Origin of the sequence: Synechococcus sp. Cu2B8-bc1011 (assembly GCF_047302735.1) — a bacterium.
Lineage (GTDB): Bacteria > Cyanobacteriota > Cyanobacteriia > PCC-6307 > Cyanobiaceae > Synechococcus_C.
Genome location: NZ_CP138915.1, coordinates 1,244,700 through 1,271,100, shown reverse-complemented (window position 1 = coordinate 1,271,100; position 26,401 = coordinate 1,244,700). Strand labels below are relative to the sequence as shown.

Annotated in this window: 27 protein-coding genes; 8 read left to right on the top strand and 19 right to left on the bottom strand. The window is 55.5% G+C overall.

The annotated features are described in order from the left end of the window. Positions 1 to 109: 109 nt before the first annotated feature. The gene (gene pheS / locus SIC18_RS06670; RefSeq protein WP_011618737.1) at positions 110 to 1,117 is read right to left on the bottom strand and encodes a phenylalanine--tRNA ligase subunit alpha; all 1,008 of its coding nucleotides are present in this window, start codon (positions 1,115 to 1,117) and stop codon (positions 110 to 112) included. Positions 1,118 to 1,191: 74 nt separating this feature from the next. Here pheS and surE point away from each other — a divergent pair, with 74 nt between their 5' ends. Then, entirely contained in the window at positions 1,192 to 1,989 is a 798-nt protein-coding gene (gene surE / locus SIC18_RS06665) for a 5'/3'-nucleotidase SurE (protein ID WP_048346023.1), read from the top strand. Positions 1,990 to 2,020: 31 nt separating this feature from the next. Here surE and SIC18_RS06660 read toward each other — a convergent pair whose 3' ends face one another. Further along, positions 2,021 to 2,581 carry a DUF3611 family protein gene (locus SIC18_RS06660; RefSeq protein ID WP_048346022.1) on the bottom strand — a complete coding sequence of 187 codons (561 nt, stop codon included), beginning with the start codon at positions 2,579 to 2,581 and terminating at the stop codon, positions 2,021 to 2,023. A 60-nt stretch (positions 2,582 to 2,641) separates the two neighbouring features. On the opposite strand from SIC18_RS06660, the gene SIC18_RS06655 reads away from it, so the two are divergent. The 5 genes from SIC18_RS06655 to SIC18_RS06635 all read left to right on the top strand — a co-directional run bounded on the left by SIC18_RS06655 (position 2,642) and on the right by SIC18_RS06635 (position 6,283). After that, positions 2,642 to 3,571, top strand: coding sequence for a bifunctional riboflavin kinase/FAD synthetase (locus SIC18_RS06655; protein WP_048346021.1), 930 nt, complete (start codon positions 2,642 to 2,644; stop codon positions 3,569 to 3,571). A 137-nt stretch (positions 3,572 to 3,708) separates the two neighbouring features. Then, positions 3,709 to 4,770 (top strand): thiamine phosphate synthase, encoded by a 1,062-nt coding sequence (locus SIC18_RS06650; RefSeq protein WP_413430461.1) that lies wholly within the window; start codon positions 3,709 to 3,711, stop codon positions 4,768 to 4,770. A 19-nt stretch (positions 4,771 to 4,789) separates the two neighbouring features. Next, positions 4,790 to 4,996: a sulfur carrier protein ThiS gene (gene thiS, locus SIC18_RS06645; protein WP_048346020.1), complete on the top strand. Its 207-nt coding sequence runs from the start codon at positions 4,790 to 4,792 to the stop codon at positions 4,994 to 4,996. Between the two features lie 25 nt (positions 4,997 to 5,021). After that, on the top strand, positions 5,022 to 5,981 hold the full coding sequence (locus SIC18_RS06640; protein WP_413430460.1) for a DUF1517 domain-containing protein: 960 nt from the start codon (positions 5,022 to 5,024) through the stop codon (positions 5,979 to 5,981). A gap of 98 nt (positions 5,982 to 6,079) precedes the next feature. After that, positions 6,080 to 6,283, top strand: coding sequence for a hypothetical protein (locus SIC18_RS06635; protein WP_413430459.1), 204 nt, complete (start codon positions 6,080 to 6,082; stop codon positions 6,281 to 6,283). A 1-nt stretch (position 6,284) separates the two neighbouring features. Here SIC18_RS06635 and larB read toward each other — a convergent pair whose 3' ends face one another. The 8 genes from larB to budA all read right to left on the bottom strand — a co-directional run bounded on the left by larB (position 6,285) and on the right by budA (position 12,732). Then, complete coding sequence (gene larB / locus SIC18_RS06630) at positions 6,285 to 6,950, bottom strand: nickel pincer cofactor biosynthesis protein LarB (RefSeq protein ID WP_413430458.1); 666 nt, start codon at positions 6,948 to 6,950, stop codon at positions 6,285 to 6,287. Beyond that, on the bottom strand, positions 6,947 to 7,405 hold the full coding sequence (locus SIC18_RS06625) for a TIGR03792 family protein (protein WP_084763972.1): 459 nt from the start codon (positions 7,403 to 7,405) through the stop codon (positions 6,947 to 6,949). The genes larB and SIC18_RS06625 overlap by 4 nt, the downstream gene beginning before the upstream one ends. Next, the gene (gene ispF, locus SIC18_RS06620; RefSeq protein WP_413430457.1) at positions 7,405 to 7,905 is read right to left on the bottom strand and encodes a 2-C-methyl-D-erythritol 2,4-cyclodiphosphate synthase; all 501 of its coding nucleotides are present in this window, start codon (positions 7,903 to 7,905) and stop codon (positions 7,405 to 7,407) included. The genes SIC18_RS06625 and ispF overlap by 1 nt, the downstream gene beginning before the upstream one ends. Before the next feature lie 1,617 nt (positions 7,906 to 9,522). Next, positions 9,523 to 9,657, bottom strand: a complete 135-nt coding sequence (locus tag SIC18_RS06615; protein ID WP_284498638.1) for a hypothetical protein — start codon at positions 9,655 to 9,657, stop codon at positions 9,523 to 9,525. Positions 9,658 to 9,704: 47 nt separating this feature from the next. After that, the gene (gene trmD, locus SIC18_RS06610; RefSeq protein ID WP_048346013.1) at positions 9,705 to 10,424 is read right to left on the bottom strand and encodes a tRNA (guanosine(37)-N1)-methyltransferase TrmD; all 720 of its coding nucleotides are present in this window, start codon (positions 10,422 to 10,424) and stop codon (positions 9,705 to 9,707) included. 6 nt (positions 10,425 to 10,430) lie between these two features. Further along, a complete protein-coding gene (locus SIC18_RS06605) occupies positions 10,431 to 10,907 on the bottom strand; it encodes a phycobiliprotein lyase (protein ID WP_413430456.1) in 477 nt (158 codons plus the stop codon). Positions 10,908 to 10,931: 24 nt separating this feature from the next. Continuing rightward, a complete protein-coding gene (era, locus tag SIC18_RS06600; RefSeq protein ID WP_048346012.1) occupies positions 10,932 to 11,885 on the bottom strand; it encodes a GTPase Era in 954 nt (317 codons plus the stop codon). 25 nt (positions 11,886 to 11,910) lie between these two features. Beyond that, positions 11,911 to 12,732 carry an acetolactate decarboxylase gene (gene budA / locus SIC18_RS06595; RefSeq protein ID WP_413430455.1) on the bottom strand — a complete coding sequence of 274 codons (822 nt, stop codon included), beginning with the start codon at positions 12,730 to 12,732 and terminating at the stop codon, positions 11,911 to 11,913. 158 nt (positions 12,733 to 12,890) lie between these two features. On the opposite strand from budA, the gene SIC18_RS06590 reads away from it, so the two are divergent. Continuing rightward, complete coding sequence (locus SIC18_RS06590) at positions 12,891 to 13,460, top strand: hypothetical protein (RefSeq protein ID WP_048346011.1); 570 nt, start codon at positions 12,891 to 12,893, stop codon at positions 13,458 to 13,460. Between the two features lie 30 nt (positions 13,461 to 13,490). Here SIC18_RS06590 and SIC18_RS06585 read toward each other — a convergent pair whose 3' ends face one another. The 7 genes from SIC18_RS06585 to SIC18_RS06555 all read right to left on the bottom strand — a co-directional run bounded on the left by SIC18_RS06585 (position 13,491) and on the right by SIC18_RS06555 (position 22,655). Beyond that, complete coding sequence (locus SIC18_RS06585; protein ID WP_053068499.1) at positions 13,491 to 14,846, bottom strand: carbohydrate porin; 1,356 nt, start codon at positions 14,844 to 14,846, stop codon at positions 13,491 to 13,493. Positions 14,847 to 14,875: 29 nt separating this feature from the next. After that, positions 14,876 to 16,297, bottom strand: coding sequence for a sugar porter family MFS transporter (locus SIC18_RS06580; protein WP_413430454.1), 1,422 nt, complete (start codon positions 16,295 to 16,297; stop codon positions 14,876 to 14,878). A gap of 153 nt (positions 16,298 to 16,450) precedes the next feature. Next, complete coding sequence (locus SIC18_RS06575) at positions 16,451 to 17,191, bottom strand: Bax inhibitor-1 family protein (protein WP_048346009.1); 741 nt, start codon at positions 17,189 to 17,191, stop codon at positions 16,451 to 16,453. A gap of 156 nt (positions 17,192 to 17,347) precedes the next feature. After that, positions 17,348 to 18,367: a PhoH family protein gene (locus SIC18_RS06570; RefSeq protein ID WP_413430453.1), complete on the bottom strand. Its 1,020-nt coding sequence runs from the start codon at positions 18,365 to 18,367 to the stop codon at positions 17,348 to 17,350. Between the two features lie 8 nt (positions 18,368 to 18,375). Continuing rightward, entirely contained in the window at positions 18,376 to 18,771 is a 396-nt protein-coding gene (rpsP, locus tag SIC18_RS06565; protein WP_250394943.1) for a 30S ribosomal protein S16, read from the bottom strand. A 76-nt stretch (positions 18,772 to 18,847) separates the two neighbouring features. Beyond that, complete coding sequence (gene ffh, locus SIC18_RS06560; RefSeq protein WP_048346006.1) at positions 18,848 to 20,341, bottom strand: signal recognition particle protein; 1,494 nt, start codon at positions 20,339 to 20,341, stop codon at positions 18,848 to 18,850. Between the two features lie 100 nt (positions 20,342 to 20,441). Then, positions 20,442 to 22,655, bottom strand: a complete 2,214-nt coding sequence (locus SIC18_RS06555) for an ARC6/PARC6 family protein (protein ID WP_413430452.1) — start codon at positions 22,653 to 22,655, stop codon at positions 20,442 to 20,444. An 86-nt stretch (positions 22,656 to 22,741) separates the two neighbouring features. Here SIC18_RS06555 and pdhA point away from each other — a divergent pair, with 86 nt between their 5' ends. Beyond that, positions 22,742 to 23,848 carry a pyruvate dehydrogenase (acetyl-transferring) E1 component subunit alpha gene (pdhA, locus tag SIC18_RS06550; RefSeq protein ID WP_048346005.1) on the top strand — a complete coding sequence of 369 codons (1,107 nt, stop codon included), beginning with the start codon at positions 22,742 to 22,744 and terminating at the stop codon, positions 23,846 to 23,848. A 12-nt stretch (positions 23,849 to 23,860) separates the two neighbouring features. On the opposite strand, the gene SIC18_RS06545 is transcribed toward pdhA, so the two are convergent. Both SIC18_RS06545 and SIC18_RS06540 read right to left on the bottom strand, forming a co-directional pair. Then, a complete protein-coding gene (locus tag SIC18_RS06545; RefSeq protein WP_413430451.1) occupies positions 23,861 to 24,775 on the bottom strand; it encodes a histone deacetylase in 915 nt (304 codons plus the stop codon). A gap of 257 nt (positions 24,776 to 25,032) precedes the next feature. After that, the gene (locus tag SIC18_RS06540) at positions 25,033 to 25,368 is read right to left on the bottom strand and encodes a hypothetical protein (protein WP_413430450.1); all 336 of its coding nucleotides are present in this window, start codon (positions 25,366 to 25,368) and stop codon (positions 25,033 to 25,035) included. Between the last annotated feature and the right edge of the window lie 1,033 nt (positions 25,369 to 26,401).

The window sequence follows — 26,401 nt, the reverse complement described above, 5'->3', positions numbered from 1 at the left end:
AAAAAATCCCTATGCAATGGCAAAGATCCAATAAAGCAATGCAACTGGTATTGAACTCGAGTGCTATTCCGTCACGGGTGATTTTCAGATCGAAGAAAGATGATTTGAATCAAAACTGATCCAGAAAGCGCAAATCACTGGTGTACAGGCGGCGAATGTCATCGATGCCATGACGCACCATGCAGAACCGCTCTACCCCCAAACCGGCAGCGAAACCACTCCAACGATCGGGATCAAGGCCTAACCCCTCCAACACTGCGGGATCCACCATTCCGCAACCCATTACCTCAAGCCAGCGCCCTCGCCATTGGACATCCACCTCAGCGGAGGGTTCTGTAAACGGGAAGTAACTGGCGCGAAAGCGCACCGGTAGGTCACCAAAGAACGCCTTGAGGAACTGCATCACCGTGCCGCGGAGGTGACTGAAATCCAAGCCTTCATCAATGGCCAACACCTCCACCTGATGAAACACAGGCGAATGGGTTGCATCCACCGCATCCCGTCGATACACCCGGCCTGGAGCCACGATCCGCACCGGGGGTGGATTGGTTTCAAGGTGTCGGATCTGCACCGGCGATGTATGGGTGCGCAGTAACAGGTTGTCTTGCAAATAAAAGGTGTCCTGCATATCGCGCGCCGGGTGCTCAGGCGGAATGTTCAGTGCCGTGAAGTTGTGGTGATCCGTCTCCACTTCAGGGCCTTCCTCCACCTGATAACCAAGGCCGCAAAACAGATCAACAATCTCCTCGGTGGTGGTGATCAACGGGTGCCGGTGCCCCATCGGCACCCCTAGCGGAGCGGCCGTGACATCCAGGGTTTCAGCTGCGATTCTTGTCGCCATCGCAGCACTGTTCACCGCCTCCAGGCGCTCAGATAGCAGCTGCTGCACCAAGGTTTTCAACACATTGGCGCGCTGGCCCACCAAGGGGCGTTCATTACCCGGCAGCTTGCCCATCGCCCCCAGGACAGCTGACAGCCGCCCCTTCTTGCCCAACAGACCCACCCGAAGCTGCTCCAGGGCAGTGGCATCGGCGGCCGCCTGAATTTCAACCGCCGCCGCCGCCTCTAGGGCGTCCAGCTGATCAGTGAGCTGCTGCAGGGAAATCGTGGCGCTCAAGGCATTGGTTTCGCGGCAATGACTGTAGGGAGCCATCACGACTAGGTTCCAACCAACGTTGAGCAACCCTTCTGATGACTCCCCTGCGGATCCTGATCAGCAACGACGACGGCGTGTTTGCCGACGGCATCCGCACCCTGGCGGCAGCGGCCGCAGCAGCCGGCCATCAGGTCACGGTGGTCTGTCCCGACCAGGAGCGATCCGCCACGGGCCACGGGCTAACCCTCCAAACCCCGCTCCGTGCCGAGCGCGCCGATGAACTGTTTGAACCTGGAATCAAGGCCTGGGCCTGCAGCGGCACCCCTGCGGATTGCATGAAATTAGCCCTGTTTGAGTTGCTTCCTGAAAAGCCAGACCTGGTGCTATCAGGGATCAACCATGGCCCGAACCTCGGCACCGATGTGTTTTGCTCCGGCACCGTGGCCGCCGCGATGGAGGGCACGCTGGAAGGCCTACCGGCGATGGCGGTGAGCAGTGCTTGTTTTCAGTGGAGAGACTTCCAAGCCGCCGCAAACTTGGCCATCCAGGTGGCAGAAACAGCCCTTGCCGATCAATGGCCAGACAACCTGCTGCTCAATCTGAACGTACCCCCCTGCAAGCAAGAGGCCATGGGGAAACTGAGCTGGACCCGCCTCTCGATCCGTCGCTACGACGAGCAATTCAGCCCTCGGGTCGACCCCCGTGGCCGCACCTATTACTGGCTGGCCGGTGAAGCTGTCGAAGATTTCGAGTCGGGCGGTGATGGTCCCCGCGACTGGCCCACTGACGTGGCCCAAATCCAAGCAGATGCTCCCTCACTCACCCCAATCCAACCCGAGCTTTTCTGGCGAGGAGGTCTGTCCTCCTTACCCCATCTACACATCGATCAATAGCTGAGTGATGGGTCGGCTCAGCCCCATCCGTTCAGCTCGTGCGATAGATCCTTTGCAGCATCCACAGCGAAAAAATCAAGCCAATCACATGGGCAAACAACACCTGGGTGTTGCTGAGTACCGAGAGCATCTCCAGGGAGGTAATCGCCATGTTTTCACTCGCCCCTCTGGCACCAATGGCAATGCCTGGCGTCTGCTGTGATGCCTGTACAAACAAGGCACCAGCGAGGGATTGATAGCCCACCGCAGCAAAGACCAGACCCAACAGATCAGCAAACAAACTGCGCTTGATGGTTCGGCTCGCCTCACCCCGACTCGGTCGCGCACCACTGTCTAAGGCGCGCCCAAGCCGCACCACCAACCAACCCTGCCAAAGACTGAACAGCAACACCAAAAACGACAGCGTGGTGAGTGACAGTCCCGGCCCCAATCCCAAGGCTTTATCAGCGTTTCTGCTCAAGCTTCCGCCGATGTTGTTGAACATCAACACCCCCAAAATCACAATTCCAAGCCCGGTTTGCGTCCAAAAGCGAATCCACGCTGAACGGCGCAAGCCAAGGGCAAGCAGTTGGAGATCGAGCCGATCGGCCATGCGATGTAGGAGGTCTGTCGTCCAAACTTGCCATTAACCACAGATCCGTGCACAACGCCGTTGATTCCTCTCTGCTCCCCACAGCAGGCCAAAACCCCCACCACCGTGGCGTTGGGCAGCTTCGACGGCCTTCATGCAGGCCATCGGAGGGTGATCGCGTCTGTGACCGAAACGGATCACCTCCCTGCCATTCCCACGGTGGTGAGCTTCTGGCCGCATCCACGGGAAGTCCTGCACGGTGAACCACGCCTGCGCCTCGATCTTCCTAACGAGAAGCTCGAACTGCTCGAGCCGCTTGGCATCCAGCAGCTGGTCCTGGTGCCCTTTAACCGCCAACTGGCGCAGCTCAGTGCAGCCGACTTTGTGGAGCAGGTGCTGCTCAATGGTCTCAAGGCGCGCCAAATCGCCGTGGGGGCCAACTTCCGGTTTGGGCGGGGACGAGAAGGTGATACCAACACCCTGCGGCAGTTAGCGGAAGCGGCTGGGGTGAAGGTGTCGGTGTTGCCACTTTTGGAAGATGCCGGAGGCCGGATGAGCAGCAGCCGCATTCGCGAAGCGCTCTCGAATGGTGATCTCCAAACCGCCAGCGCGCTGCTCGGCCGCCCCTATCGCTTCCGTGGAACCGTGGTGCGCGGACGCGGCTTAGGTCGTGATCTGGGATGGCCCACCGCCAATCTGCAAGTGGACGGGCGCAAATTTTTGCCAGGTCTTGGGGTCTATGCCGCTCGCGCCTGGACCCAGGGCGATGGCGAAGCGCTTCCGGCAGTGATGAATCTCGGCCCCCAGCCCACCGTGGACCCCAACTCGCCTTCAGCCGTAGAGGTGCATCTGCTCGATAGGCGCATCGAACTCGTCGGTCAGGAGCTTGTCGTGGAGCCGGTGGAGCGGCTGCGCGGACAACAACGCTTTTCCGGCCTCGACGAGCTCAGTGCACAAATCGGTAAGGACGCCGATGCAGCCCGTCAACGACTTCAGGCGACGGCTGGATAGGCATTCGACAGTCCCCAGACGATGAACACACCAATGCCGCCCAAGAGGATGATCCCCCAAACCAGTACGTGCATGGTGCTCTCGGATCCGCTGTTGTCCATGGCCGCCAGGGAGCATGCGATCCTTCTCAGACTGCCATGGAGCCGATGGTTGCCGAAGCAGACGCCAACCTGCGAGTGGCACGGCTCATCGACGCCAACCTGGATCGAGCACGAGAAGGGCTGCGTGTCATTGAAGACTGGTGTCGCTTTGGACTGGATCGGGACGATTTCGTCGTACCACTTAAAGACTGGCGTCAGCGATTGGGGCAACGGCATCACGATCGCTACCGTCGCGCCCGTTCCAGCGCAACAGACGTTGCCGCCGGCCTAGGCCATCCCGCTCAAGCGAGTCGTTGTTCCGCCCCAGCGATCATCAAAGCCAATGCCAGCCGGGTGCAGGAAGCCCTGCGCGTATTGGAGGAATTTGGGCGGAATCTCGATCCAGACCTAGCCAGCACCGCAGCTGAGATCCGCTACGGGCTCTATGACCTGGAGGCGCGGATTCTCGAAGCCTGCGGACTTCAGCGCAGGCAGGAACGCCTCGAGGCCGCCAAGCTTTGCCTGATCACGGATCCAGATCGAGACAACAACCTTGAGCGGTTACTTCACGGTGTTGAAGCCGCTCTGATGGCCGGCGTCAACCTGGTTCAATACCGCCGCAAACAGGGCAATGACCAACAACGCCTGCTGGAAGCGCAAGCCCTAAAAACACTGTGCAATCGCTTTGAGGCCCTGTTCATCGTCAACGACCGCATTGATCTTGCGCTCTTGGTGGATGCCGATGGCGTGCATCTCGGCCAGGACGACCTCCCCCTCTCAGAGGCGAGACAGCTGCTCGGCCCAGAACGCTTGCTCGGACGTAGCACCCACCGCCTCGAGCACCTGCTCGAGGCCCAGCAAGCGGGCGCCGATTATCTGGGCGTTGGCCCCGTCTTCGCCACCAAGACCAAACGCGATCGAAGCCCAGCCGGCCTGAGCTGGGTGACGGAAGCCAGCCGTCATGCGGCCGTGCCCTGGTTTGCGATCGGTGGCATCGATGTTGAAACGATCCCCTCGGTTCGCGCTGCAGGGGCGCAACGCGTTGCCGTCGTGAGCGCGATCATGGGTTCCAATGATCCGGAAGGAGCCAGCCGGACCCTGCTCCAAACCCTCATTTAACCCCCCTTGCTTTGGTGCCATGCAATTCACGGTGAACGGCGAACGGCACAGCCTTGACCCATCAGCCGCAAGGCTGGATCAAGTGATCCAGCAGCTTGGCCATCACCCACGCCTGGTTGTTGTGGAATACAACGGCTTAATCCTGACGCCAGAACTCTGGGAAGCCCAGCAGGTTCAAGACGGCGACAATCTCGAGATCGTCACCATCGTGGGCGGTGGTTCCTAGAGTTGTTGAAGTGTGATATGCCGTTTTGGCCTCCTCCAAACTCCGCCCCCAGGCTGGTCAAATCAGACGCTGGCTCTCTGGATTGCTGGTGCCACTCTTCGTTGTTGGCCTCCTGTTGATGAGTCCTCAACCCAGCGAAGCCGCCCGCGGCGGTCGGATCGGAGGAGGCAGCTTCCGCGCCCCGTCCATGCCAAGAAGCGGGGGATATAGCCGCAGCTACGGAGGCGGTGGATACGGCCGCGGAGGCGGAATGGGGTTTCCTTTCATCATTCCGATCTTTGGATTTGGCGGAGGAGGCCTGTTTGGCTTCTTAGTGCTCGCGGCGATCGTGGGTGTGTTGGTCAATGCAGTGCGCAATGGCAGTGGGGGCGGATCCCCTGCAATCGGCGGTGGTTATCAAGCCCCCAGGGAGCTGTCCAACGGCCCCGTGTCCTTGCTGCAACTGCAGATCGGACTGCTCGCAAGTGCCAAGTCGTTACAAACCGATTTGCGTCAGCTCGCGGCATCAGCTGACACCAGCTCATCCTCGGGCCTGCAACGGGTGCTGCAGGAAACAACCCTGGCTCTCCTGCGACAGCCCGATCTCTGGGTGTACGCCAATGTGGAATCAGGCAGCGTTCCCTTCAACACGTCAGAGTCGACATTCAACCGCCTGTCGATGACCGAGCGCAGTAAGTTACGCGCTGAAATCACCACCAATGTTGGTGGTGTTCGAAACGGCAACGCAGCGGAATTAAGCAGCAGCGGTGATGCCGATGCCACCAACGAATTCATTGTGGTCACGGTGCTTGTGGCCAGTCGCCAAAGCATGAAGCTCAAGCAAGCCGACAGTGGAGAAGCCCTGCGCGAAACGCTGCGCATTCTTGGATCCACATCCTCCTCCGACCTGATGGCCCTTGAGGTGATCTGGCAACCGGATGGAAGCGGCGACGTTCTCAGTGCCGACGAGCTGGTGATGGCTTATCCAAACCTCCAGCATCTTTGAATTCAATTTAAGAAAATCTTCCGCCAAATTCTCTAAACCAAACAAGCGGTCAGGGTTTCAACTCAATAGGTTTAAATCCCTATTACTTGAGTTGAGCTTTGACCTCCACTGCTCCACGCTTAGACCCCAGAGCCATGCAGTGGCAGACGAATGGCGAGCTCGATCAAGGCGACCTCAGCGAATTGGTTTGCCATCTCCGCAACGTGGAATGCGACCAACACAGTGAGGAGCTTTCACGCTTAGGGCAAAAGCTCACTGAGGATTCCCAAACCAATCTCACGTCGAAAAAGCAGGCCACCTGAGTCAGATCCGCCTTTGCAGAATTCGCAAGGCAGCCATGGCTGCGCCGTAACCGTTATCAATATTGACTACCGCTAGGCCTGGAGCACAGCTCGCAAGCATTCCATCGAGTGCGGCCCGTCCACCAGCACTGACGCCATAACCCACCGATACCGGCACGCCGATCACCGGTTGGGGCAACAGGCCAGCGAGCACCGTTGGCAGGGCTCCTTCCATGCCCGCGCAAGCAATCAGCACCGACGACTGCTGAAGTTTCGGCAATTGATCCAAGAGCCGATGCAACCCGGCAACCCCCACATCCAGCAACAGGCCTGCATCAATGCCATGCCACTGCAAGGCCAGTTGTGCTTCGGCAGCTACCGGGAGATCGCTGGTGCCGCCACTGAGCACCGTCACCGAGCCAAGCTCCGGTCGCAAGGTCGGCGGGGCTCCCGACGTTAAACATCGGGCCCGGGCCTCAAAACGAACAAGCTCGGTGTTGCAGCGTTGGAGAACGGCCTGAGCCTTGATGTCATCCACACGCGTGACGAGAGCTGGCTGATCCCTGACTGCGAAGGCTTCAAGGATGGCCACGATCTGCTCCGCCGATTTGTGCAGACCCCAGATCGCTTCGCTGATGCCGAGACGATCGTTCCGCTGCCAGTCGAGACGGATGTCGTCGCTACTCATGGCGGTAACAGCTCTCCTTCAAAGACCAGCGGGAACGGATTGTCCATCGTCTGAGGAAGCGCCATGGCGTTGCGCGCAAGCTGCTCAAAGCGGGCCTGAACCTCTTCCACCTGTTCGCTGGGGATTGCTTTCCAAGCCTGACGACTCGACCACCGAATCAAAAGAGTGCCCTCCTCTGTGTCGGGGTCCCAAAGCAGATCGCGACCCAGAAATCCAGATTGTTGAGCCAACCAAGGCTCCCAGCTACCTCGTTCCGCTTCCAGCCAAGCCTCCCGTCCTTGCTCGGGCACCGAGATGCGCAAATGTTCAATGACGGCAACATCGTATCCACCGTCTGGATCTGCAAACGCAGCGAAACGAACATCAGCCGATTGCCCCATCAGCACCAACGCAACACTCATCAGAGTGGCGACCCTAATCATCAACAACCGGAATCGCTGCAGGAGGCTTTGCATCAAAGTGCATGCAAGAGGGCTACGGCCTGACATGAGATCCCCTCTTCCCGACCTTCAGGGCCCAACTTTTCGTTTGTGGTGGCTTTCACACCCACCTGGTCTGGAGCAACACCAATCCTGAGAGCAATGGCCGATCGCATCGCCTCAATGTGAGGCTTGAGCTTGGGACGCTCAGCGATCAACACCGCATCCACATTGACCACGCCCCACCCGCGTGCCTTGACCAAAGCCACCACCTGCTCTAACAGCACAAGGCTGTCGGCTCCTTTCCACTGCGGATCACTGGGGGGGAAATATTTGCCGATGTCACCAAGAGACAACGCCCCCAAGAGAGCGTCCATGATCGCGTGCACCAACACATCAGCATCGCTGTGACCATCGAGACCTAGCCCTGCAGGATGCTCCAACTGCTGACCACCAAGAATCAGAGGCCTACCAGGCACTAACCGGTGGACGTCATAGCCATTGCCGATTCGAAGGGACGGAACCGAAGAGGTCATCAAGGGGACGGAAACAGGTCGAACGATCTCACTCGCCTGTCTCAACAACTGACGATTGATTCATCGAGGCGTGATTTTAAGGGCAACAGCAACACCAGAAGCGATGACATGCTCCTGACAAGCGCCACTCAGATCGCATGACCCTATAGATCGTAGGCGCGAAACAAACGCCACCCATCTCAACTCAAAGAATCAAGAGAATTGCCAAAACAAGCTCCTTACAACATACAAAGCAGAGCAAATAGAAGAGCAGCTCAAGCAAAAGACGCCATCAAAAACGAACAATCAGTCCAGAACTAAAACACGGGCCAGAACAAACAAGTAGTGCTTCACTAGCTCCACGAAAGCAAGCAATTGATCCACCACAAGGCATCACTCAAGCAACCAACTCATCATCAGAAACAAACAAAGATAACCAGGAAAATAGCAACTCTTCAAAAGAAACATCAACATGCCTCTTTGAAAACATCATCATCTCTCATCGACAACACAGCAGGAGATGCAAAGGCCTGACGATAGAAAAGAGCGAAGGACCAGGGGTTTGGTCCTTCGTGATCCGGTTAGTCAGAGGAATGATGCTTCATTCCTCTATTTCCTCCGGAGCCTGTGATGAACTAACGGGAGATAACCATGCCACCTGGCAACCCGCCTCCACTCAGCGTCTGGATTGCCTGCCTCTCGATCGGAGTGGGTTTGGGCGGAACATTAATGCAGATCCTCATGAGATTTTGAAAGCTATCCATTGAGAGCTGCACAACAAACACCAAGCCAAGATATCTGCGGAAAATCGCGCCAGCCTGATCAGAACGAAGCAATCAACAACGAAAAAGGGAACCCCCTAGTCGTTAGTTTTCCGTTCTGGCTGTAAGACCTAGATCAATAGAGAGCCCATGGAGCAGATGGTCTAGATGTTGCCGACCATCATCATGAAATATCTCAATGAGAAGATTCAACCATGTCTCATCTCCAAAAATCAAAGCTATAACGAGCCTACTTGGAGAACGGGTTTCATTCAGCGCTTGAGTTGCTGAGAATTCAATCCCCCTCAAGATGATCCTCACCACTATTGATTGACAGCGATCTAATCAGGAAGATCACAAATCAACTGCTCCTCTTCCATGGAAATACTTGCATCACTTAAAGCAATTCATTTTGCAATCTCAAGCAACACATTCATCGTTTAATCCATCAATCTGTTTTCAGTCATCACTGAAGCCCCAGAGCTCTGCTTTCAACGCCCATCGGAGGAGGCCTGTTCATGCCGTCCACGTCAGCACTGCTGAGCATGAACAACAACAAAGCCCCATGAAGAGAGGCCGCCCCTCCCAGATAGGAAAGACGGCCTAACTCGCTCGTTTATGCATATCGCAGACCATTAATCAGTGAATCTGTATCGCGGAAGTCTGGACCTCGTATCGAACACAGTGAACTGAAAGATTGGTGCGAAGCGACTGTCTGCAGGATCACCTGGGGCCGGAGCTCTAGGTGTGGGGTCGTGTTCTCCGTAGGGCACCTAGGACGGTGCAGGTGGAGCATCGATTGGCGTGGCGCGCAAGGCATTGCCTACCAAAGGAACAACCCACGTCTTGTTGAGACTGTTGGAGCAGGGACCTGAAGTCAGCTTGCTTCTGCTGATAACTCAGGTGGAGTGTCGTCTGTCAAAGCGCCTCCGATCTCGATGTCCATAGTTTGTGTCAACAGCGCACCCTTGCCATCGGTGTAAAGGCGCATTGCCTTCAGAGCAGAAACCACCGAAATTGGGAATGGCGTGCCTGATCCGCCATACCCGTGCCTCCAATCTAGGGAGCGGGAGGGGTTGGATTTTGGATCTGCTGCCAACGGTTCCATAGATCTGGCCGACGCTCCTGGGTGCGCTGCTCACGCTGCTGCTGACGCCAAAGAGCAACGGCGCCATGATCACCGCTGCGTAAAACATCGGGAACAGTCATGCCACGGAAATCCGCCGGGCGGGTGTAATGCGAATGCTCAAGCAAGAGATCGCTATGACTTTCTTCCACTAAGGATTCCGGCGTGCCCACCGTGCCGGGCAACAACCGCACCACTCCATTGATGATCGTCATGGCAGGCAGTTCACCGCCAGTGAGCACGAAGTCTCCCATCGACACCTCCTCATCAGCCAAGGAGCGGATGCGTTCATCAAAGCCTTCGTAATGCCCGCACAGAAACACCAACTGGTCGTAATCCTGCGACCAGCGTTGTAAGTCAACCTGCCGCAGCGGTTGCCCCTGCGGCGACATCAACAGCACACGCCGTCGTGGGCACACCGGTACCGCCTCAAAAGCGGCAAACACCGGTTCTGGCTTGAGCACCATGCCAGCCCCCCCTCCGTAGGGCACATCGTCCACCTTGCGATGACGGTCGATGGCGTAATCGCGAGGGTTGTGGAGGTGCAACTCAGCAATCTTGGCCCCAAAGGCACGACCGATCACCCCAACCTCAGGCAATGGCGCAAAGGCCTGCGGCGCCAAGCTGATCACATCGAGGCGATAGGGAGCCATCAGCTCTCAGCTCTGCGGACGACTAACGCGTCGGATCTCGGAGCAGAAACTGCCCTGACTGGGCTGTCCATCGTCACCAATCGCCGTAGTGCTGCGCAGACGCAGGTTGGGTTTGGTGAACCAAATACGCTCCAGCACCTGGTCGCCGTTGTTGGCTTTCACTTGAAGCTCAAGGCTGGCATCAGGAAGCAGCTGCCAACGCCCAGTGTGCTCCTTGCCTGATGCATGGATCGCGAGACAGCCATCAGCCTGAAACGCCAGGGTGCTCTGAACACCCTCCGCGGGAGTCACGTCCAAACAGGGCACACCAGCAACAACGGAAGCCGACACCTCTATCTCGCCCCGCTCACTGCTATGCCATTCCTGCTCTGATGCATGGATCAGGAAGCGGCTTCGCAAGCTCATCCAACGGCCCACGCAGAGGGCAAGAAACCCGTCGAGATCTGACGGCGGGAACGGAGTTTGATCGCTCATGTCATGCATCTTCGCAGGCCCAGCAACCTCTCCTTAATCACCCACATACCCCAACTCCGCGAGCCTGGCCGGCTTACTTCGCCAATCGGGAACCACCTTCACGAACAGCTCGAGATACACCGGACCATCGATCAAGGTCTGCATCTGCAGACGCGCGCCCTGACCAATCGTTTTAAGCATGGCCCCGCCTTTGCCAATCAAAATTCCCTTCTGGCTTTTGCGCTCCACCAACACCGTGGCCAAGACCGCCGTACGCCCATGTCCCTTGCCCTTCGCCGGCATCTCCTCAATGCGATCAATGCTCACTGCAACGCTGTGGGGCACCTCTTCGCGCGTATTGAGCAACACCTGTTCACGGATTAGTTCTCCCATCAGCAAGCGTTCAGGCTGATCGCTCACCATGTCCGATGGATACAGCTGGGGCCCCTCGGGCATCAAAGAACTAATCGCCTTCACCAACTCGGGGCAGCCATCACCGCTCAGGGCGCTACAGCGATGGACCGGCCAATCGGTCTCGCTGAGAAGCTCTCGGTAGGCCGCATCGGCAGCATCCTTCTGCTCCAAAGGAACCAAATCCCACTTGTTGAGCAGCACCTGCACCGGCAAGGACTGCTGTCGCAGCAATTGCACGATGAAAGCATCACCCCGTCCCGGGGCCTCGCATCCCTCCAGTAAAAGCAGCACTTGATCCACCTCCCCAATCGCTGATCGGGCACTACGAACTAGCCGCTCCCCTAATAAGTGATGGGGCTTATGAATGCCTGGCGTATCCACCAGGATCAGCTGGGCTTCATCCGTGGTGAGGATCGCGCGCAACCGATTGCGGGTGGTTTGGGCCACGGGTGAGGTGATCGCAATCTTGTCGCCGATGAGCTGATTCACCAGCGTGGATTTCCCCACATTGGGGCGGCCAATCAGCGCAACAAACCCAGAGCGAAATCCCTTGGGCTTATCGCTGGTGAACGAACCAGAAAGAGACTCAACCATCGTTTAAGTCTGCGCTGTCACCGACTCAGTCCTGAGGTTTGGTTTCCGCCCTATGGAGTTGTTCGCTGATGTCATGGGATAGATCAGCCTCAAGAAACTGCTTGGTTTCTGGTAGAGCCAGCCTGAGATTCGATTGAAAGTCCAGTTCAACCTCCAAAGAATCCGCTTTGAGATCCAGGACATGACCACCGCTGCTGTGATCGTCCGAAAGAAAGTGAAAGTGATAACCAGGGATGTTCAAGCTGGTGGTGTGCTCAGGGCTCCAAAACCCCACCAAGGTTCCAGACACCTTCTCGATGCAAACCATGGCTTGGTTGTTGGAAGCCTCGAGCAAGCCCACACCTTCAGGCACCCTCGACACCGTTCGCATCTCAACCCGTTCAAACACCCCTTTAATTTGGATCGCCACGAACAAGTTGGCTCCGGGCCGAAACGGGTCGATCCGCGCGCCAAGATCCTCAATACTGACGATGTCAATCACGCTCATCTGACGTTCAGCCTGGAAATGGGTGGCAACCCAAAAAGGGATGGCCTCATCAGGCGGCGCCTTGATCAGGCTGCCATCTGCCCTCGCCTGCCAACAGACCCCATCAAGAAGAATCCCTTCACCATCAAGTTGTTCAAAGGTGCCAAGACCAAAGTCGCCATGGTCGAGCAGGTCTTTCACCTGAAGGGCACCTCCAAAAACCCCTTCCACAACGGCGGTGGAGGTGGACAGCTGCCAAAGGGTTTGATGATCTAGGTCGAGGTAATCCGCCAATGCTTTGCGCACCACGGCGCCATGTGACTCACCGCTTTGCTGGCAATGACGCAGTAAGGCCTGCCAATGCCCCGTTGGCCGCTTCACACGGAGATCATGAGCTTCCACACGTCTCCAGATGATTGTCCCTACTTTGGCGATGCTTGCGTCAAGAGAAGGGTGTCTCGAACAAGTGTTGAAAAAGACGCTGCCAAGACCTATCTACCTAATCTGATGAGAGACCTAACCCCCGTGCCTCAAGCCCCATGACAGATCAGGCCTCGACTGTTCCGTCAGAAACCGAGTCGCAAGTTTCGGATTCCGTTCAAGCGCCGACGTTTCAACAGGCGATGGAGATCGCCGCTGTCTGGCTCCAGCAATGGGATCAAGAAGAAATCAGCGATGAGGTGATCGCCGATCGAGTCGGGGAGCTTGTGGCCAGTCGCGATGGAGCGCGGGGCTTTTTTGTGATCAGCCTGGCTGGCGATAGTGCCCTGATGGATCGATTGCCTGAAGCCCTTGTGGGCAAACTGCGTTCCTGTGGTGAAGGAGTGGTGGATCTCACCGCTCGCAATCTCGCCATGAGCGCCGCGATGGTGGTACACCACCGCAAGCAATCGGATGATTTGCAAGCTGCAGGTTCGGAGCGCGTCAACCTGCGCTGCACCGAGTTGCTACGCCAACTCGAACCCCACAGCGTCAAGGCACGCTTAGAAACCTTGTTGGCAGCAGCAAGCCACAATCAAGGACAGGATGTGGCTTTTCTCGATCGCTGGGGATATGACGCAAACCAGAAGAAAGCGATTGCACGCGCGATTGAAGCGGTCGCCGACTAAGTCGCGACGTTCAAATGCGTGACGTTCAAATTAGAACAAGAAAGACATTTGCATCCCCAACACCAAAGCATCCGGCACCGAACCTGTCCCTGAAGGATTAAATACCACTTGAAGGTTGGGCTGAATACTGACGTTGTCCCCCAATGCAAACTGATAACCCAATTCAACAATCGATTCCCATACCTGATTCGTCTGCACTGATGGACTCCACCTGGCATGGGAGAAGCCAAGCACCACCGTGTCATCAGGGCGATTCCGAAATAATCCTTTCCCGACCCAACCACCGGCATAAAACATAGGAATCTGCTGCACATCGGAATTCAATCCAAGCGATGCATTCGCCCAAAGCTGTCCGTCCAACACCAAGTTGTTGAGGGTCATGGGCACCGACACCAGTCCATAAACGCCATTGTTGTCCTTAGAAATTTGGAGCGGATCCTTCACAAGAGGAAAATCCCATCGCCCTAACCAACCACCCAACTGCAGCCCGGGGGTTGGCAGTCCTGAAACATAATCAAAATCCTTTTCATCCTCGGGGACAATTTGCAAATGGCCGCTCTCTGTCTTTTTAACAGGAATTGAAGATCGCTTTGCGAAGGGAATGTCGACTTGCAAAAACTGGGCAAGGCCGTTTGCAGATGGAGAGATTTGGAAATCAGCACCATGAAATCCTGGCTCAAATCCTTTCGGATTAATTTGATAAATTCCATAGCGCAAGGTATGACGATCATGATCACCTAAGTGAAGGACCGCTCCATACTGATTAGCGGGGTAGGCCGCCACGGGGAGTGAATTAGGGACACCCCAGATTTGGCCACAAAAGCCATTATTGCTGTAGTAACAAAGCAGCGGTGATGAAGCAAAGTCATCAAATGTTGCCATTTTCCCGAGCTTTACTTTGAGCAAGCCTGTTTCGCTTTGATTGCGCTCAACCCAAAGACCAGCGAGTCGGAACGTTTGCCCATAACCAAAAATTTGCTGAACAGACTGCGCATTCGGGATCTTTTCAGACAGGCTTGTACCGGAACGTTGAGATGCATTGATCACCAACTTCCATGCATCAAATTCATCCCATTCGGATTCTGGGCGACGAAACCCAGAGGAAAAACTTGTGTTTAAAGAGAGATTGTGAGTGTATGTAACCCTCTGCTGCAAACCTCCGGAAGGATTGCCATTGATTTCATTGACGTATCCCAACGAGAACGAAACCCAGTCAGGCAGATCCAACCAGTTGTGCAACAACGGTTGAGGAGTGACCTGCCAGACCGCATCTGTCGTGGTTTTGACCTCTTCCGCCCACGCAAGCTGGGGTTCCAGGGAAGACAGGAGTGCCAGCGCCGTGACGAGGAACGATGTGCCACAACGCCTGAAACCACGCAAAACCAACTCAAACCTCAACCAAAAGACGGAAGCCGTCAGACCATTTCCTCCAGTTCCCGGCCCTTGGTTTCCCGCACCATGAATAGAACAAAGAAAAACGAAATCGCCGCAGCCGTGGCATACAGGCCATAGGCCAGGGACGGTCCTGACGACTCAAGGAAGACAGGGAAGGTGGTGGAGATCACAAAATTCGCCAACCAATTCACGGTGGCAGACAACCCCAAGGCGAGGGCACGAATGCGGTTATTGAACATCTCTCCCAAGAGAACCCACATCACCGGTCCCCAAGAGAAGCCAAAAGCAAAGACGAAAACGTTGGCTGAAATCAAGGCCACCCATGAGGAAGCCCCTGAAAGCGCAGGCGCACCATTCACGATCGGAGCTCCAGCAAAAGCCCAACTCATCAGCCCCAAGCTGATCGTGATCACGACAGAACCCATCATCAGCAACGGACGCCGCCCCAATCGATCAATCGTAAGAATCGCCAGGAAGGTCGTCACGACATTCGTGACTGAAGTAATAACAGTAATAATCAGGCTGTCCGTCGTACTGAAACCAACGGACTTCCACAATGAACTTGAGTAATAAAAGATGACATTAATACCCACAAACTGCTGAAACATCGCTAGCAATATCCCTGTCCAAACAATCGGTAAAAACAATGTTCGCCTGGAAAAAAGATCAGCAATTGAACTCCCTTCATGGTTGCCAAGACTGAATTGAATCCGATCAATCACCGGTTGTGTTGGCTCGCCAAGGGTTTTGCAGATCACCACACGAGCCTGCTCAATCCGACCTTTTTGCACCAGATAGCGAGGACTTTCTGGTATTTGCAACACCATGGCCCCATAAATCACAGCAGGAACCATCTCAGACATCAACATCCATCGCCATGCCGCCATCGCCCCCAAAGGCGACATGGGGTTTTGATCTGGGGTGGCAAGAACCAATAAATAGTCACTCAAAAGCGCAATAAAAATCCCCAGAACAATGGCCAATTGCTGCAAAGACCCCGTGCGGCCACGCATCTCCGCTGGTGAGATTTCTGCGATATAGGCAGGCGCAAGCACACTGGCAAAACCCACCGCCACACCCCCAATCAAGCGCCAGGCCACCAGATCAATCAATCGGGACGCCAATGCAGAGCCCAGTGCACTCACAACAAACAAAAGCGCCGCAAGCCACATACTTCGGCGACGTCCAATCCCATCAGCAAGCCAACCAGCACCCAAGGCACCAGCTGCAGACCCCAGGAGTGCTGACGACACCGCAAGTCCGAGATTCACGGCAGACGCGTTGAATGTGGATTGAATGGAAGACACAGCCCCATTGATGACGGCCGTGTCATAACCAAACAAAAAGCCGCCTAAGGCGGCGGCAATTGCTATTCGCAGAATGAATTGAACCCGTCGATTGCCCTGAACATTCCCCATTGCCTCTGCACTCTTCTTGGGCATGAATGGCCTTGCCAACCTCGATGTCAATAGAGCAAAGCGTCGTTCAATCCGCCTTAATTCCTTACAGGTCGACACACACTGTCCATAAAAAATCCCGGACATTGCCGGGATTGAAAAATGACTTGAGATTGAGGTTTGCCACCTCAAGCAAACTCAGTCACGACGACCACCACCCTGAAGGGCAATGATCAGACGCAAAATGAAGATGAACAGATTGATATAGGTGAGATACATTCCCAACGCACCTGCAAGATATTGATCATCGCGGTAGGTGCGAGGCATCGTGTAAAAGTCCACGAAGGCCATGCCTACAAACAACACAGTGCCGAAACCGGCAATCATCAATTCAAACGCGCCAACAGCAAAGACACCTGGAGCGAAGAAACTGCCGATTAATTGCACCACCATGGCAATAATCAAACCAATGAGGCCAAGCCCCACCACACCAGATAAAGCCTGTCCAACGCTATCGCTCATCCTTCTGCCAACCACGGAGGCAATCGCAAAGGTGAGGCCGGTCGCGAGCGTGGCAATGCCAATCGAAGCAGCACCTGCCACAGCGACGGCTTGAAGAACTAAGCCTGTGAGGGTAAACCCTGTGAGCAAACTAAAGGTGGCTAGAAGGGGGAGAGCCGTTCCGTTATTCCCTTTTTTAGCCGCGTTTTGAGCGACAAAAAACAAGATGAACCAAGGGATGATCGCAACGAACGACAGAGTTTGGAACGTCTGTCCTCCCAGGGATGCCAGGGTGGAAATACCACCTAAAACACCTGCGGCAGTGAGCACCATGCCGCCACCCACATAGGGCAGGGCTTTATTGACAACATTGGGGCCCACAAGAGCACTTGATTGGGCCTCGCGGATGGCCTCTTGAAAATTACTGCTGGCTGGCATGCCTTTCACTGAAGACTGCCTATATCTTGCCAGCGATGACAGGGAATGGCCGACAGCAGAAGTGTGGATCCCCCTATCGATTCAGATCACAAGGTAAACCTTTCTAAACCCTGACCCCATCTGCGAGCAGGTGACAAAAATTACAGTTGCTGATCCCTATTCAGGACCCCTGAGCCGGCTCGTATCAGCTGCTGTTTGAGGGTCAGATTGGTCATCAAAGCTGGCATAGGCCTCCACTACGCGTTGCACCAGCGGATGGCGCACCACATCAGCCGCTGTGAGATGACAGACGGCAACACCGGCCACCCCCTCCATCACCTGCGCTGCTTCCACCAAACCACTCAACTGGCCAGGAGGTAAATCCTGCTGGGTGATATCACCCGTGACAACCATGCGTGAGCGCTCCCCTAAACGCGTAAGCACCATGCGCATCTGGGCAGGCGTGGTGTTTTGCGCCTCATCAAGAATCACAAACGCGCCGGCCAGGGTTCGACCTCGCATATAAGCGAGTGGAGCCACTTCAATCACACCTTTTTCAAGCAGAGAGGTGGTTTTTTCAGGTCCAAGCAGGGCATGCAAGGAGTCGTAGAGGGGCCTGAGATAGGGGTCAATTTTTTGCTGTAAGTCGCCAGGAAGAAAACCAAGACGCTCTCCAGCCTCAACGGCTGGCCGCGTGAGGATCAAGCGCTCAACCTTTCGCTCCGTGAGCATGCGCACGGCCAGCACGGCCGCCAGGAATGTTTTTCCCGTCCCGGCAGGACCAAGCGCAAAGGTGAGGTCATGGCGCTCCATCGCATCCACGTACTTCTTCTGACGCAACGTGCGCGGACGCAGAAGGTTGCCCTTTTGGTTGCGGGCGAGCACCTGATCGCCCATGGCGACATGATCTTCAGCTTGGCCGGTGTTTAAGGCTCCCAACGCTGATTGCAGATCAACTTGAGAGACCGCTTGACCGTGCTGCCAGATCGGCCGGACCAACTCCACCACCGCGGCAGCACGTTCGATCTGGACAAGATGACCAGACATTTCAAGCTGAAGACCCCGCATCACAAGGGACGCACCGGTGAGGGCCTCCAATTGATGCAGAGTCTGTTCTGCCGATCCTGCTAACGCAAGAGCGGCTTCAGAATGGGGGAGATCAAGGACGAAGCGACCTGTTGCGGCAGCTTCGCGCATGGATTTGATCAGCCTTCGGCTGATTCAGTGCCTGAATCGTCAGATTCACTTGCCGCTGCTGCTTCTGCAGCCTTGGCTTCTGCTGCTTCTTTTGCAGCCTTCTTCCCGGCAGCTTCGCGGGCAGCAGCTTGCTTCAACTTGCCGATGGTCTCAGCAGGTCGCACAGACTTTTCGAGCAATCCGCCCTTCTCGAGCAGGGAGCGAACGGCATCGGTGGGCTGAGCACCCTGACTGAGGCGCACACGTAGGGCCTCGGCGTCTAAGCGGGTCTCCTTGGTGCGTGGGTTGTAAAAACCCAGCTCCTGCAGGGGGCGGCCATCTCGGCGTGACGTGCTGTTGCAGGCCACGAGGCGGAAACTCGCTTCCCGCTTCTTACCGAACCGCTTCAGGCGGAGCTTGATCATCGTGGCGCTTGCTTAAAGGTGGAATTCAGCACAGCAAAATCGTTGCGCTAAGCGACCAACCTACCGTGCCGCGGACTCAAAGCTGACCAAAACCCTTCTTCTTCTTGTAAGGGCGCTGCCGACGGGGAGCTGCTCCAGGCTGGCCAGCTGGCATTCCACCCCCCATCCCTGGCATTCCGGGCATGCCTCCACCCATGCCTGGCATCCCGCCACCCATTCCGGGGAATCCACCTCCACCCATGCCTGGCATCCCTGGCATTCCAGGCATTCCTCCGCCTTTGGTCATCTGCTGCATAAAGCCGCGCATCTTTTGGAAATCAGCCAGCACTTTGTCGACATCAGCTGCTTGGTAGCCGCATCCTGAGGCAATCCGGCGGCGCCTCGAGGGCTGCGCTGCCAGCAACTCAGGCTGCGTCCGTTCCGCCGCTGTCATCGAACCGATCATCGCTTCGATTTTTTTCAACTGCTGCTCTCCCTGCTTGAGCATGCCGTCGTCGATTTTGTTCATCCCAGGGATCATTTTCATCAGTCCCCCAAGGGAACCCATGCGCTTGATCAAGCGCATTTGCTGCAGGAAATCTGAAAAGTCAAACGACGCTTCTTGCAGCTTTTTCTGCATTTTTTCAACGTCAGCGAGTTCAACCTCTTTCTGCGCCTTCTCCACCAGCGTGAGCACGTCCCCCATCCCGAGAATGCGACTCGCCATCCGCTCGGGGTGGAAAGGCTGAAGAGCCTCAACCTTTTCGCCCGTACCGATGAATTTGATCGGCTGACCGCTCACCTTGCGAATCGACAGCGCCGCACCACCGCGTGAATCACCATCGAGCTTGGTGAGCACAGCTCCGGTAATCCCCACCTGATCGTGGAAAGCGCGGGTGAGCTCGGCCGCCTCCTGGCCAATCATCGAATCCACCACCAACAGCACCTCATCGGGCTGCACGGCGCCACGAATCCGCACCATCTCCTCCATCATCTCGGAGTCGATTTGCAAACGGCCAGCCGTGTCGACCAAGAGGGTGTCGTACCCCTCATCTTTTGCCTTGGCCAAACCGGCAGCTGCGATGGCCTCAGGCTTCGCCTCAATGCCAAGACTGAACACATCCACACCGATCTGACCGCCGAGGGTCTTCAGCTGCTCAATTGCAGCAGGGCGGTACACATCGGCACCCACCATCAGGGCCCTGCGACCCTGATCCTTTAAATGAAGACCCAACTTGGCCGTCGCCGTGGTTTTACCGGCTCCCTGCAACCCAGCCATCAACACCACCGTGGGCGCTTGATCGGCCTTCGCGAGCGGGGCATTGCCGCCGCCCATCACGTCGACAAGCTGCTCATGCACAACCTGAATGAACTTCTGGTCGGGCGTTACACCACGAACAACCTCAGCCCCGACCGCTTTTTCACGAACTTCAGAGACAAAATCCTTCACCACCGGCAGACTCACGTCCGCCTCGAGGAGCGCCCGCCGGACCTCCTTGAGCGCCCCCTCCACATTCGTTTCGGAGATTGTGTCCTGGCCCCTCAGCCCTTTGACGGCATCTTCAAAACGGGCTGAAAGCTCGTCAAACATGGAGGAAGTCCGCGCGGCACTGGATCCAACTGTAAAAGTCCCGGCCCTTTGTTGAACATCATGGGTGGATCCAGAGACAGCGAGCGTCTAAGCAAGGCGGCTAGCCCGGGATATAAGCCTGCAGGCGCCAACCATCTGGATCTCGGCCAAGGATGTAGGTGACCGGCAAGTTGCCAGCAGGAGTTTCAGCAACCACCTCTCCCTGTTCATTCAGAGTTTGATCGCGGTAGGTGAGTTGTGCTCTTATTTCAATGCGAGAAGGCGTTGAACTCACCGTCTGAATCGAGGTGATCGAAGCCTGGATGTTTTGGACGAGGCCATCCTGCAATAAGGCGGCCTGCTGATCACGCACGCGACCCACAAGCACTGGACGAGCCACATCAGCGAGGGATTCCGTCCCACCCTTTTGAAGCAACGCCGTTGCCTTGAGGTCAAGCCATGCCTGGAGAAGGGCTTGCAGCTGAACCTCACTCGGTTTTGCCACCGCTAAAGGCGCAATGCGTTCGCTGGACCTAAGGGGTTCCTGCTTGAGCGTGGCCTTCGGCGGAGAAGAAACGTCATCAGCAATGGGTAGGGCATCCTCCGTGGGTTTCGTTGGTGCGGTGGTTGCGATTTCCTGCTGTGCCTCGCGCCTCAGCCCGACAAGGCTGAACACAACCACCACAACCACCAGAACCACCCCTGAGCCGATCCACAAAGCACGCCTGTTTTGCCGCAAAGAAGGGCTATTCATCGACAGCTGAGAGAGCGAAAGCTGTGGCAGGGAAAGCCTGGAGAGGGACAAGCGCGACATCGAAAGCCGCGACAGTGAAAGACGTGACAGGGTCCGGCTGGACAGTTTGCGGCGAGACTCTGAGAGTCGGGATAGGGACGGGCGTCGGCTTTTCAGATTTGTCCAGGCCGCTGGGATAAAGCTGCTCAGTCCACTCCCTCTTGCCTCGTCGACAGCTGAATCTGAACTGTGGTCAGACAAGGCCTCCCCATCTCCAAAAGAAAGGGGCATGGAGCCCTCTGGATCAAGACCCAATGGAGGGAGATTGCCAAAGCTCCAATCCTTGTCTGATGCAGACTTTGCGGATGGATCGGGCGTTAGCAGGCTTCGCCCCTCCTTGCGCTCCAGACTCTCCACATACGCCTGCACATCTCGATCAGCAAACCAGGCCTCCAGGTCAACAACCTGGGCATCGACATCGCGATAGCCGGGGAGCACATCCCGTCCCAGCCAGGTACGGCAGTAATCGAAAAGGGCCGCGAGATCATCACTGGGGTGGTTCGCCAGCCATTCCTGCAGCTCCGCATCCGGGCTGGCATGAACATGCTCCAAGGCCCGATCCACATCACCGAGCAAAAGATCCATGCATCCCAGCAATGGATTGAGATCCAAACCAACGAACACCAGGGATTGAAGTTTGCTGCGGGCGTCCTGAACACGCTCAGGCTTGCGTTGGGAAAATCCAGCGGCTACCAAGGCCATCACGGAAAGGAAGCTGGCATCAGAGGAACCAAACCGCTCCCAACGTCCATACAGATCCACCTGTTCTTGAACAGTGAGAAAGCGGCGAATCTGCTGGAAAAACAGCTCAAAACTGCCCTGGTCCATGCCAGCCGTGGTCAAGTCGGCAGCCTCCCCCTCCAGACCACCTCGCTTTTGAACGAAGGTTTCCAGCATCACCAATCCGTCTTGACGGGCTGATTGCTCGGCCAGATCACGGCTCAACAGATCCAAAATTCGATAGGGAGTGAGCTGCTCTAGGTCCGTTTCAAGCCGCTGCCGATAATCGGGAAGCTTGCCCATACGTTGGAGCAACTGCAGTCCCTCAGTCAGCAGCCCGGCAGCGGATTCATACCGGCGCTGGTCCTGGTCTTGACGGGCCGCATCACGGCAAGAGAGTGCCGCCAACAGGGCAAGGTCCGACTCGCGACCACTACCGAGCACGGGCGCCTGAGGAGGTTGCAGCACCTGGCGGGTGAGCTGAAAGGTCTCGTGCGGTGCATGGGCCTCCCATAGCAACATCAAACCGGCGACCTCACGGCTGGAAGCCAATTCCAGCCCCGCCGTCTCTTCCGGATGATCACGACCCAATTGGAGAAGGGTGCTCTCGTAGTCCTGCCGACGCGACGCATCGCTCAAGAGGTCGGCAGAAAGCCGCAACAACTCAGCCCTCTGCATGAGGACCTCATGGGTGAAACCCTGATCTGGACAGCGATCAAGACGCAACTGCAGCGTCCGCAACACCGACTCGGTTTCAGCTGAAGGGCTGACGCCCAACAGGCGGAAATGATCGATGGGCAATTCCACCAGCGTTGCGTTCATTAGCAGAGAGACTTTAGGCAGCGAAAGGGGTTTTGCCCATCGCCTCAACACGGCCCCTTAAAGTTCGTTGTCAAAGAGGTGGTGCCATGAGTCAGGACATCGCAGTAGGCGCAGCGGCGGGCATCGATCAAAAGCTTGCGAATGGCGCGTCCCCGATGGGAGCTCATGCGGAGCGCTTGTCGTCTCTCGTGACCAGTCAAAGAGCCAGCGTGGATCGCGAGACAGGGTTGGCGCTGTACCGCGACATGACCCTGGGTCGCCGTTTTGAAGACAAATGCGCGGAGATGTACTACCGCGGAAAGATGTTTGGTTTCGTTCACCTCTATAACGGCCAAGAAGCGGTGAGTACCGGCGTGATCGGCGCCATGAAGCGTCAACACGACTGGTTTTGCAGCACCTATCGCGATCACGTTCATGCCTTAAGCGCAGGCGTCCCAGCCCGTGAGGTCATGAGTGAATTGTTTGGCAAGGAAACCGGCTGCAGCAAGGGTCGGGGCGGCTCGATGCATTTGTTTTCGAAAGCCCATCACCTGCTGGGCGGTTTTGCGTTTATCGGCGAGGGAATCCCTGTTGCCTTAGGCGCTGCCTTCACCAGTCGCTACAGGCGTGATGCCATGGGCGATTCCAGCAGTGACTCCGTCACCGCAGCCTTTTTTGGAGATGGAACCTGCAACAACGGGCAATTTTTTGAATGCCTCAACATGGCCCAACTTTGGAAGTTGCCCATCCTGTTTGTGGTGGAGAACAACAAGTGGGCCATCGGCATGGCCCATGACCGCGCCACCAGCGATCCGGAAATCTGGCGAAAGGCTGCTGCCTTCGGAATGGCAGGGGAAGAGGTGGATGGTATGGACGTGCTTGCCGTACGAGCCGCTGCTGAACGGGCGATCGAACGGGCACGGGCAGGGGAGGGTCCAACGGTTCTTGAATGCCTCACCTATCGATTCCGAGGTCATTCGCTTGCCGACCCTGATGAACTCCGAGCCGAGGAAGAAAAGCAATTCTGGGCCAAGCGCGATCCCCTCAAGGCCTTTGAACGCGATCTTGTTGGTGAAGGGTTGGTGAGCGCTGATGAACTGCGCGCGATCGAAAAAGAGATTGATGCTGAAGTGCAGGACTGCGTGGACTTTGCCCTCAATGCTCCAGAGCCGAATTCATCTGAGCTCACGCGCTATATCTGGGCGGAAGACTGAAATGTTGCCCAGCTAAAGACCATGCAATCTCTCCTGGTCTGCCGCAGCTCTGAACACCAGAGCGTGACGCATCACGAGGGGCTCAATGGCGTCGTAACCACCCCCAATCACGCTGGCCACAGGGATCTGACGACGCAGGCAGGCATCAAACACGAGATGATCGCGTTGCAATAGTCCCCTATCGGATAAACAGAGCCTCCCGAGTCGATCGTCTCGATGCGGATCCACTCCAGCGTTGTAAAGCACCAACTCAGGCTTAAAGCGATCGAGGAGTGAGGGAAGCACCTCACCAACCGCAGCAACGTAAGCCTGATCCTCCACACCATCCACGAATGGCAGATCACAATCGCTGCTCTGCTTTCGTGATGGAAAATTGGATGCGCTGTGGGCAGAAAATGTGAAGACCCGCGGTTCCTCAGCAAAGATCAGCGCAGTGGCATCGCCTTGATGCACGTCCAAGTCCACAATCATCAAGCGCTGCAGCCGCCCCTCATCCAAAAGGACCCTGGCTGACACAGCAACATCATTGAAGATGCAAAATCCACTGCCGTGATCGGGGAAGGCATGGTGTGTACCTCCGGCGAGATGGCAGGCCACACCATTCTCAAGAGCCAACCTGGCGGTAAGGAGGGTTCCTCCAACAGCCAGCCACGTGCGTTGTACCAAGGGAGTGGTAACTGGCAGACCAATCCTGCGCTGAGCTTGGCGATCAAGGGTGCCTTGCGCAAAGGCCTCGTGATAGCGGCGCTGATGAACTGTTTCGAGCCAGCGGCGGGGAGCAGGTAGAGGTCGATGCCACTGTTGGGGAGTCATCAGCCCCAGCTCACTTAAAGCCTCGAATAGGAACTTGAACTTCGCCATCGGGAAGCGATGGCTCGAGGGCAGAGGTGCGCTGTAGGCCGGGTGATAAACGAGGGGGACGACCACGGGCTTGGGAACTTGTCCTGTTTGGAAGAAGTCTCAATCCAAACAAGGCAAACCGTGGAAGCTGGACTCAACGGAAGACGCAGGATTCAGCCGCCAACCAGTACAGACAGGTCAATCACAATTGCTTGACCTCTTCAAAAAAGCGTTAGTCACCACAACAGAGCAATATTCACTAAGGAACCTCGCAGATCTTTCCTTTTTACGTCTGGATAGATGCTTAAAATAATTGACTACAGCTAAATTGATTTACACCCGTGCTAGTAATAGAAGCGCTTTACAACTTTTAGATTGATAAGTTCAGGCACATCCAGATAAGCCGTTCTTTCACCTTCTACCTCTCTTTGCTTTCTCGAAAACTCTCCTTGAAAGCCAAGGAACTGACTGGTAGCTTCTTCTAACTTACAGGCTCTATCCGTAACATACTTTTCATAAGCATCAGAATCGCTAAAGTGGACCAAATAATCAATACGTTCACCTTTATCCTTCCATTTATCACAAGCTATTTTTGCCTGCTCCCGTGATGCATACTTCCCGCATCCAACCAACACAGATGCAAGGACGACAGAAGACAGAAGGATTCTCTTTTTAATCATCTAGCTCTTGTAGTAGTACTGACAGTAGTTGCTAACAACTGAGCTAATCCCCTTTCCTCTGTTGTCCTTCAGCCCCAACCGCTCCCCTGCTTCCTCGTAAGAGATTTGTCGTGAAGCAGCAAGAGCACATGTCTCCCGATTGGCTCCGCAAGACGCCAACAAAAGCAGGACAGGAAGCAGCAAGAATGCCTTTTTCATACCCCGACAATAGCAACACAAAGCCATTAGCGGTCACAGTTAAATTTGCATAATCTCTAGTTCTCGCCGACTACTCACGGACCCCATCAATAACTTCGCTAATAAATTCATAACCAGTTTTCATGCAATTTTAAGTCATTGCATGGGGGTCACTAATTTGCAACTCAAGACTTTAGACCACCATGATATTCAACAGCAATACTCTAATGAGTGATATCGAGTTTAGAACCCTAAGGTCTGACGCAATAAGCAAATATCATCATGCAGTTCGCAATTTTGAATGGACCAAGGCTCGTGAATATAGAGATAGCATTAATGAGTTATTGTCTCAATACTGGCAGCTCACACTCACTCACAAATTGCAATAGCGTTGCAGCCCAAGCCTGAACAATCCTTTTTCCCTATATTCGTTAGCGAACATTCTAGACCCATGCAAGCACACATTAAAATCTTCGACTCAAAACAGAATAGCCCTAGAAGTTTTAACCAAACACTCTTGCAAATCAAAACTCCTTAAATGTTAAATACTGACTCGGACAATCAATTTTTTTACTGGTGATGATCTTTCCATTGTCCCGCTTCGTACACGCTTCTCTTCCCCGTGCTGCACCGTTAGCATGTCTCACGTCCCAGCATGAAAGATACAAGGAACACAAGAGCAGGGAGAGTTACGCTTTGCATTTCTGCTCAATACCTGAAGTACTTTACTTTTTTGCGGGCTGCTTGATTGCTTTTAGCATCCTTTTCATAACCAACCACCTGTCTATTTCCTTTGTCATATAAACATTCTCTTGTATGTGACGTGAGTCCGTATTGATAGCTGCGAATACTGATA

Bases quoted from the DNA above. Each gene is read 5' to 3' on its own strand.
- surE (WP_048346023.1), top strand. From the start codon at position 1,192: ATGACTCCCCTGCGGATCCTGATCAGCAACGACGACGGCGTGTTTGCC.
- SIC18_RS06555 (WP_413430452.1), bottom strand. From the start codon at position 22,655: ATGAACGCAACGCTGGTGGAATTGCCCATCGATCATTTCCGCCTGTTG.
- larB (WP_413430458.1), bottom strand. From the start codon at position 6,950: ATGAGTAGCGACGACATCCGTCTCGACTGGCAGCGGAACGATCGTCTC.
- SIC18_RS06605 (WP_413430456.1), bottom strand. From the start codon at position 10,907: ATGCATGACATGAGCGATCAAACTCCGTTCCCGCCGTCAGATCTCGAC.
- rpsP (WP_250394943.1), bottom strand. From the start codon at position 18,771: ATGATCAAGCTCCGCCTGAAGCGGTTCGGTAAGAAGCGGGAAGCGAGT.
- ffh (WP_048346006.1), bottom strand. From the start codon at position 20,341: ATGTTTGACGAGCTTTCAGCCCGTTTTGAAGATGCCGTCAAAGGGCTG.
- SIC18_RS06540 (WP_413430450.1), bottom strand. From the start codon at position 25,368: ATGATTAAAAAGAGAATCCTTCTGTCTTCTGTCGTCCTTGCATCTGTG.
- thiS (WP_048346020.1), top strand. From the start codon at position 4,790: ATGCAATTCACGGTGAACGGCGAACGGCACAGCCTTGACCCATCAGCC.
- ispF (WP_413430457.1), bottom strand. From the start codon at position 7,905: ATGACCTCTTCGGTTCCGTCCCTTCGAATCGGCAATGGCTATGACGTC.
- SIC18_RS06570 (WP_413430453.1), bottom strand. From the start codon at position 18,367: ATGCGCGAAGCTGCCGCAACAGGTCGCTTCGTCCTTGATCTCCCCCAT.
- trmD (WP_048346013.1), bottom strand. From the start codon at position 10,424: ATGGCTCCCTATCGCCTCGATGTGATCAGCTTGGCGCCGCAGGCCTTT.
- SIC18_RS06590 (WP_048346011.1), top strand. From the start codon at position 12,891: ATGACAGATCAGGCCTCGACTGTTCCGTCAGAAACCGAGTCGCAAGTT.
- SIC18_RS06625 (WP_084763972.1), bottom strand. From the start codon at position 7,405: ATGCAAAGCCTCCTGCAGCGATTCCGGTTGTTGATGATTAGGGTCGCC.
- SIC18_RS06660 (WP_048346022.1), bottom strand. From the start codon at position 2,581: ATGGCCGATCGGCTCGATCTCCAACTGCTTGCCCTTGGCTTGCGCCGT.
- pdhA (WP_048346005.1), top strand. From the start codon at position 22,742: ATGAGTCAGGACATCGCAGTAGGCGCAGCGGCGGGCATCGATCAAAAG.
- SIC18_RS06580 (WP_413430454.1), bottom strand. From the start codon at position 16,297: ATGCCCAAGAAGAGTGCAGAGGCAATGGGGAATGTTCAGGGCAATCGA.
- SIC18_RS06650 (WP_413430461.1), top strand. From the start codon at position 3,709: ATGGAGCCGATGGTTGCCGAAGCAGACGCCAACCTGCGAGTGGCACGG.
- SIC18_RS06575 (WP_048346009.1), bottom strand. From the start codon at position 17,191: ATGCCAGCCAGCAGTAATTTTCAAGAGGCCATCCGCGAGGCCCAATCA.
- era (WP_048346012.1), bottom strand. From the start codon at position 11,885: ATGGTTGAGTCTCTTTCTGGTTCGTTCACCAGCGATAAGCCCAAGGGA.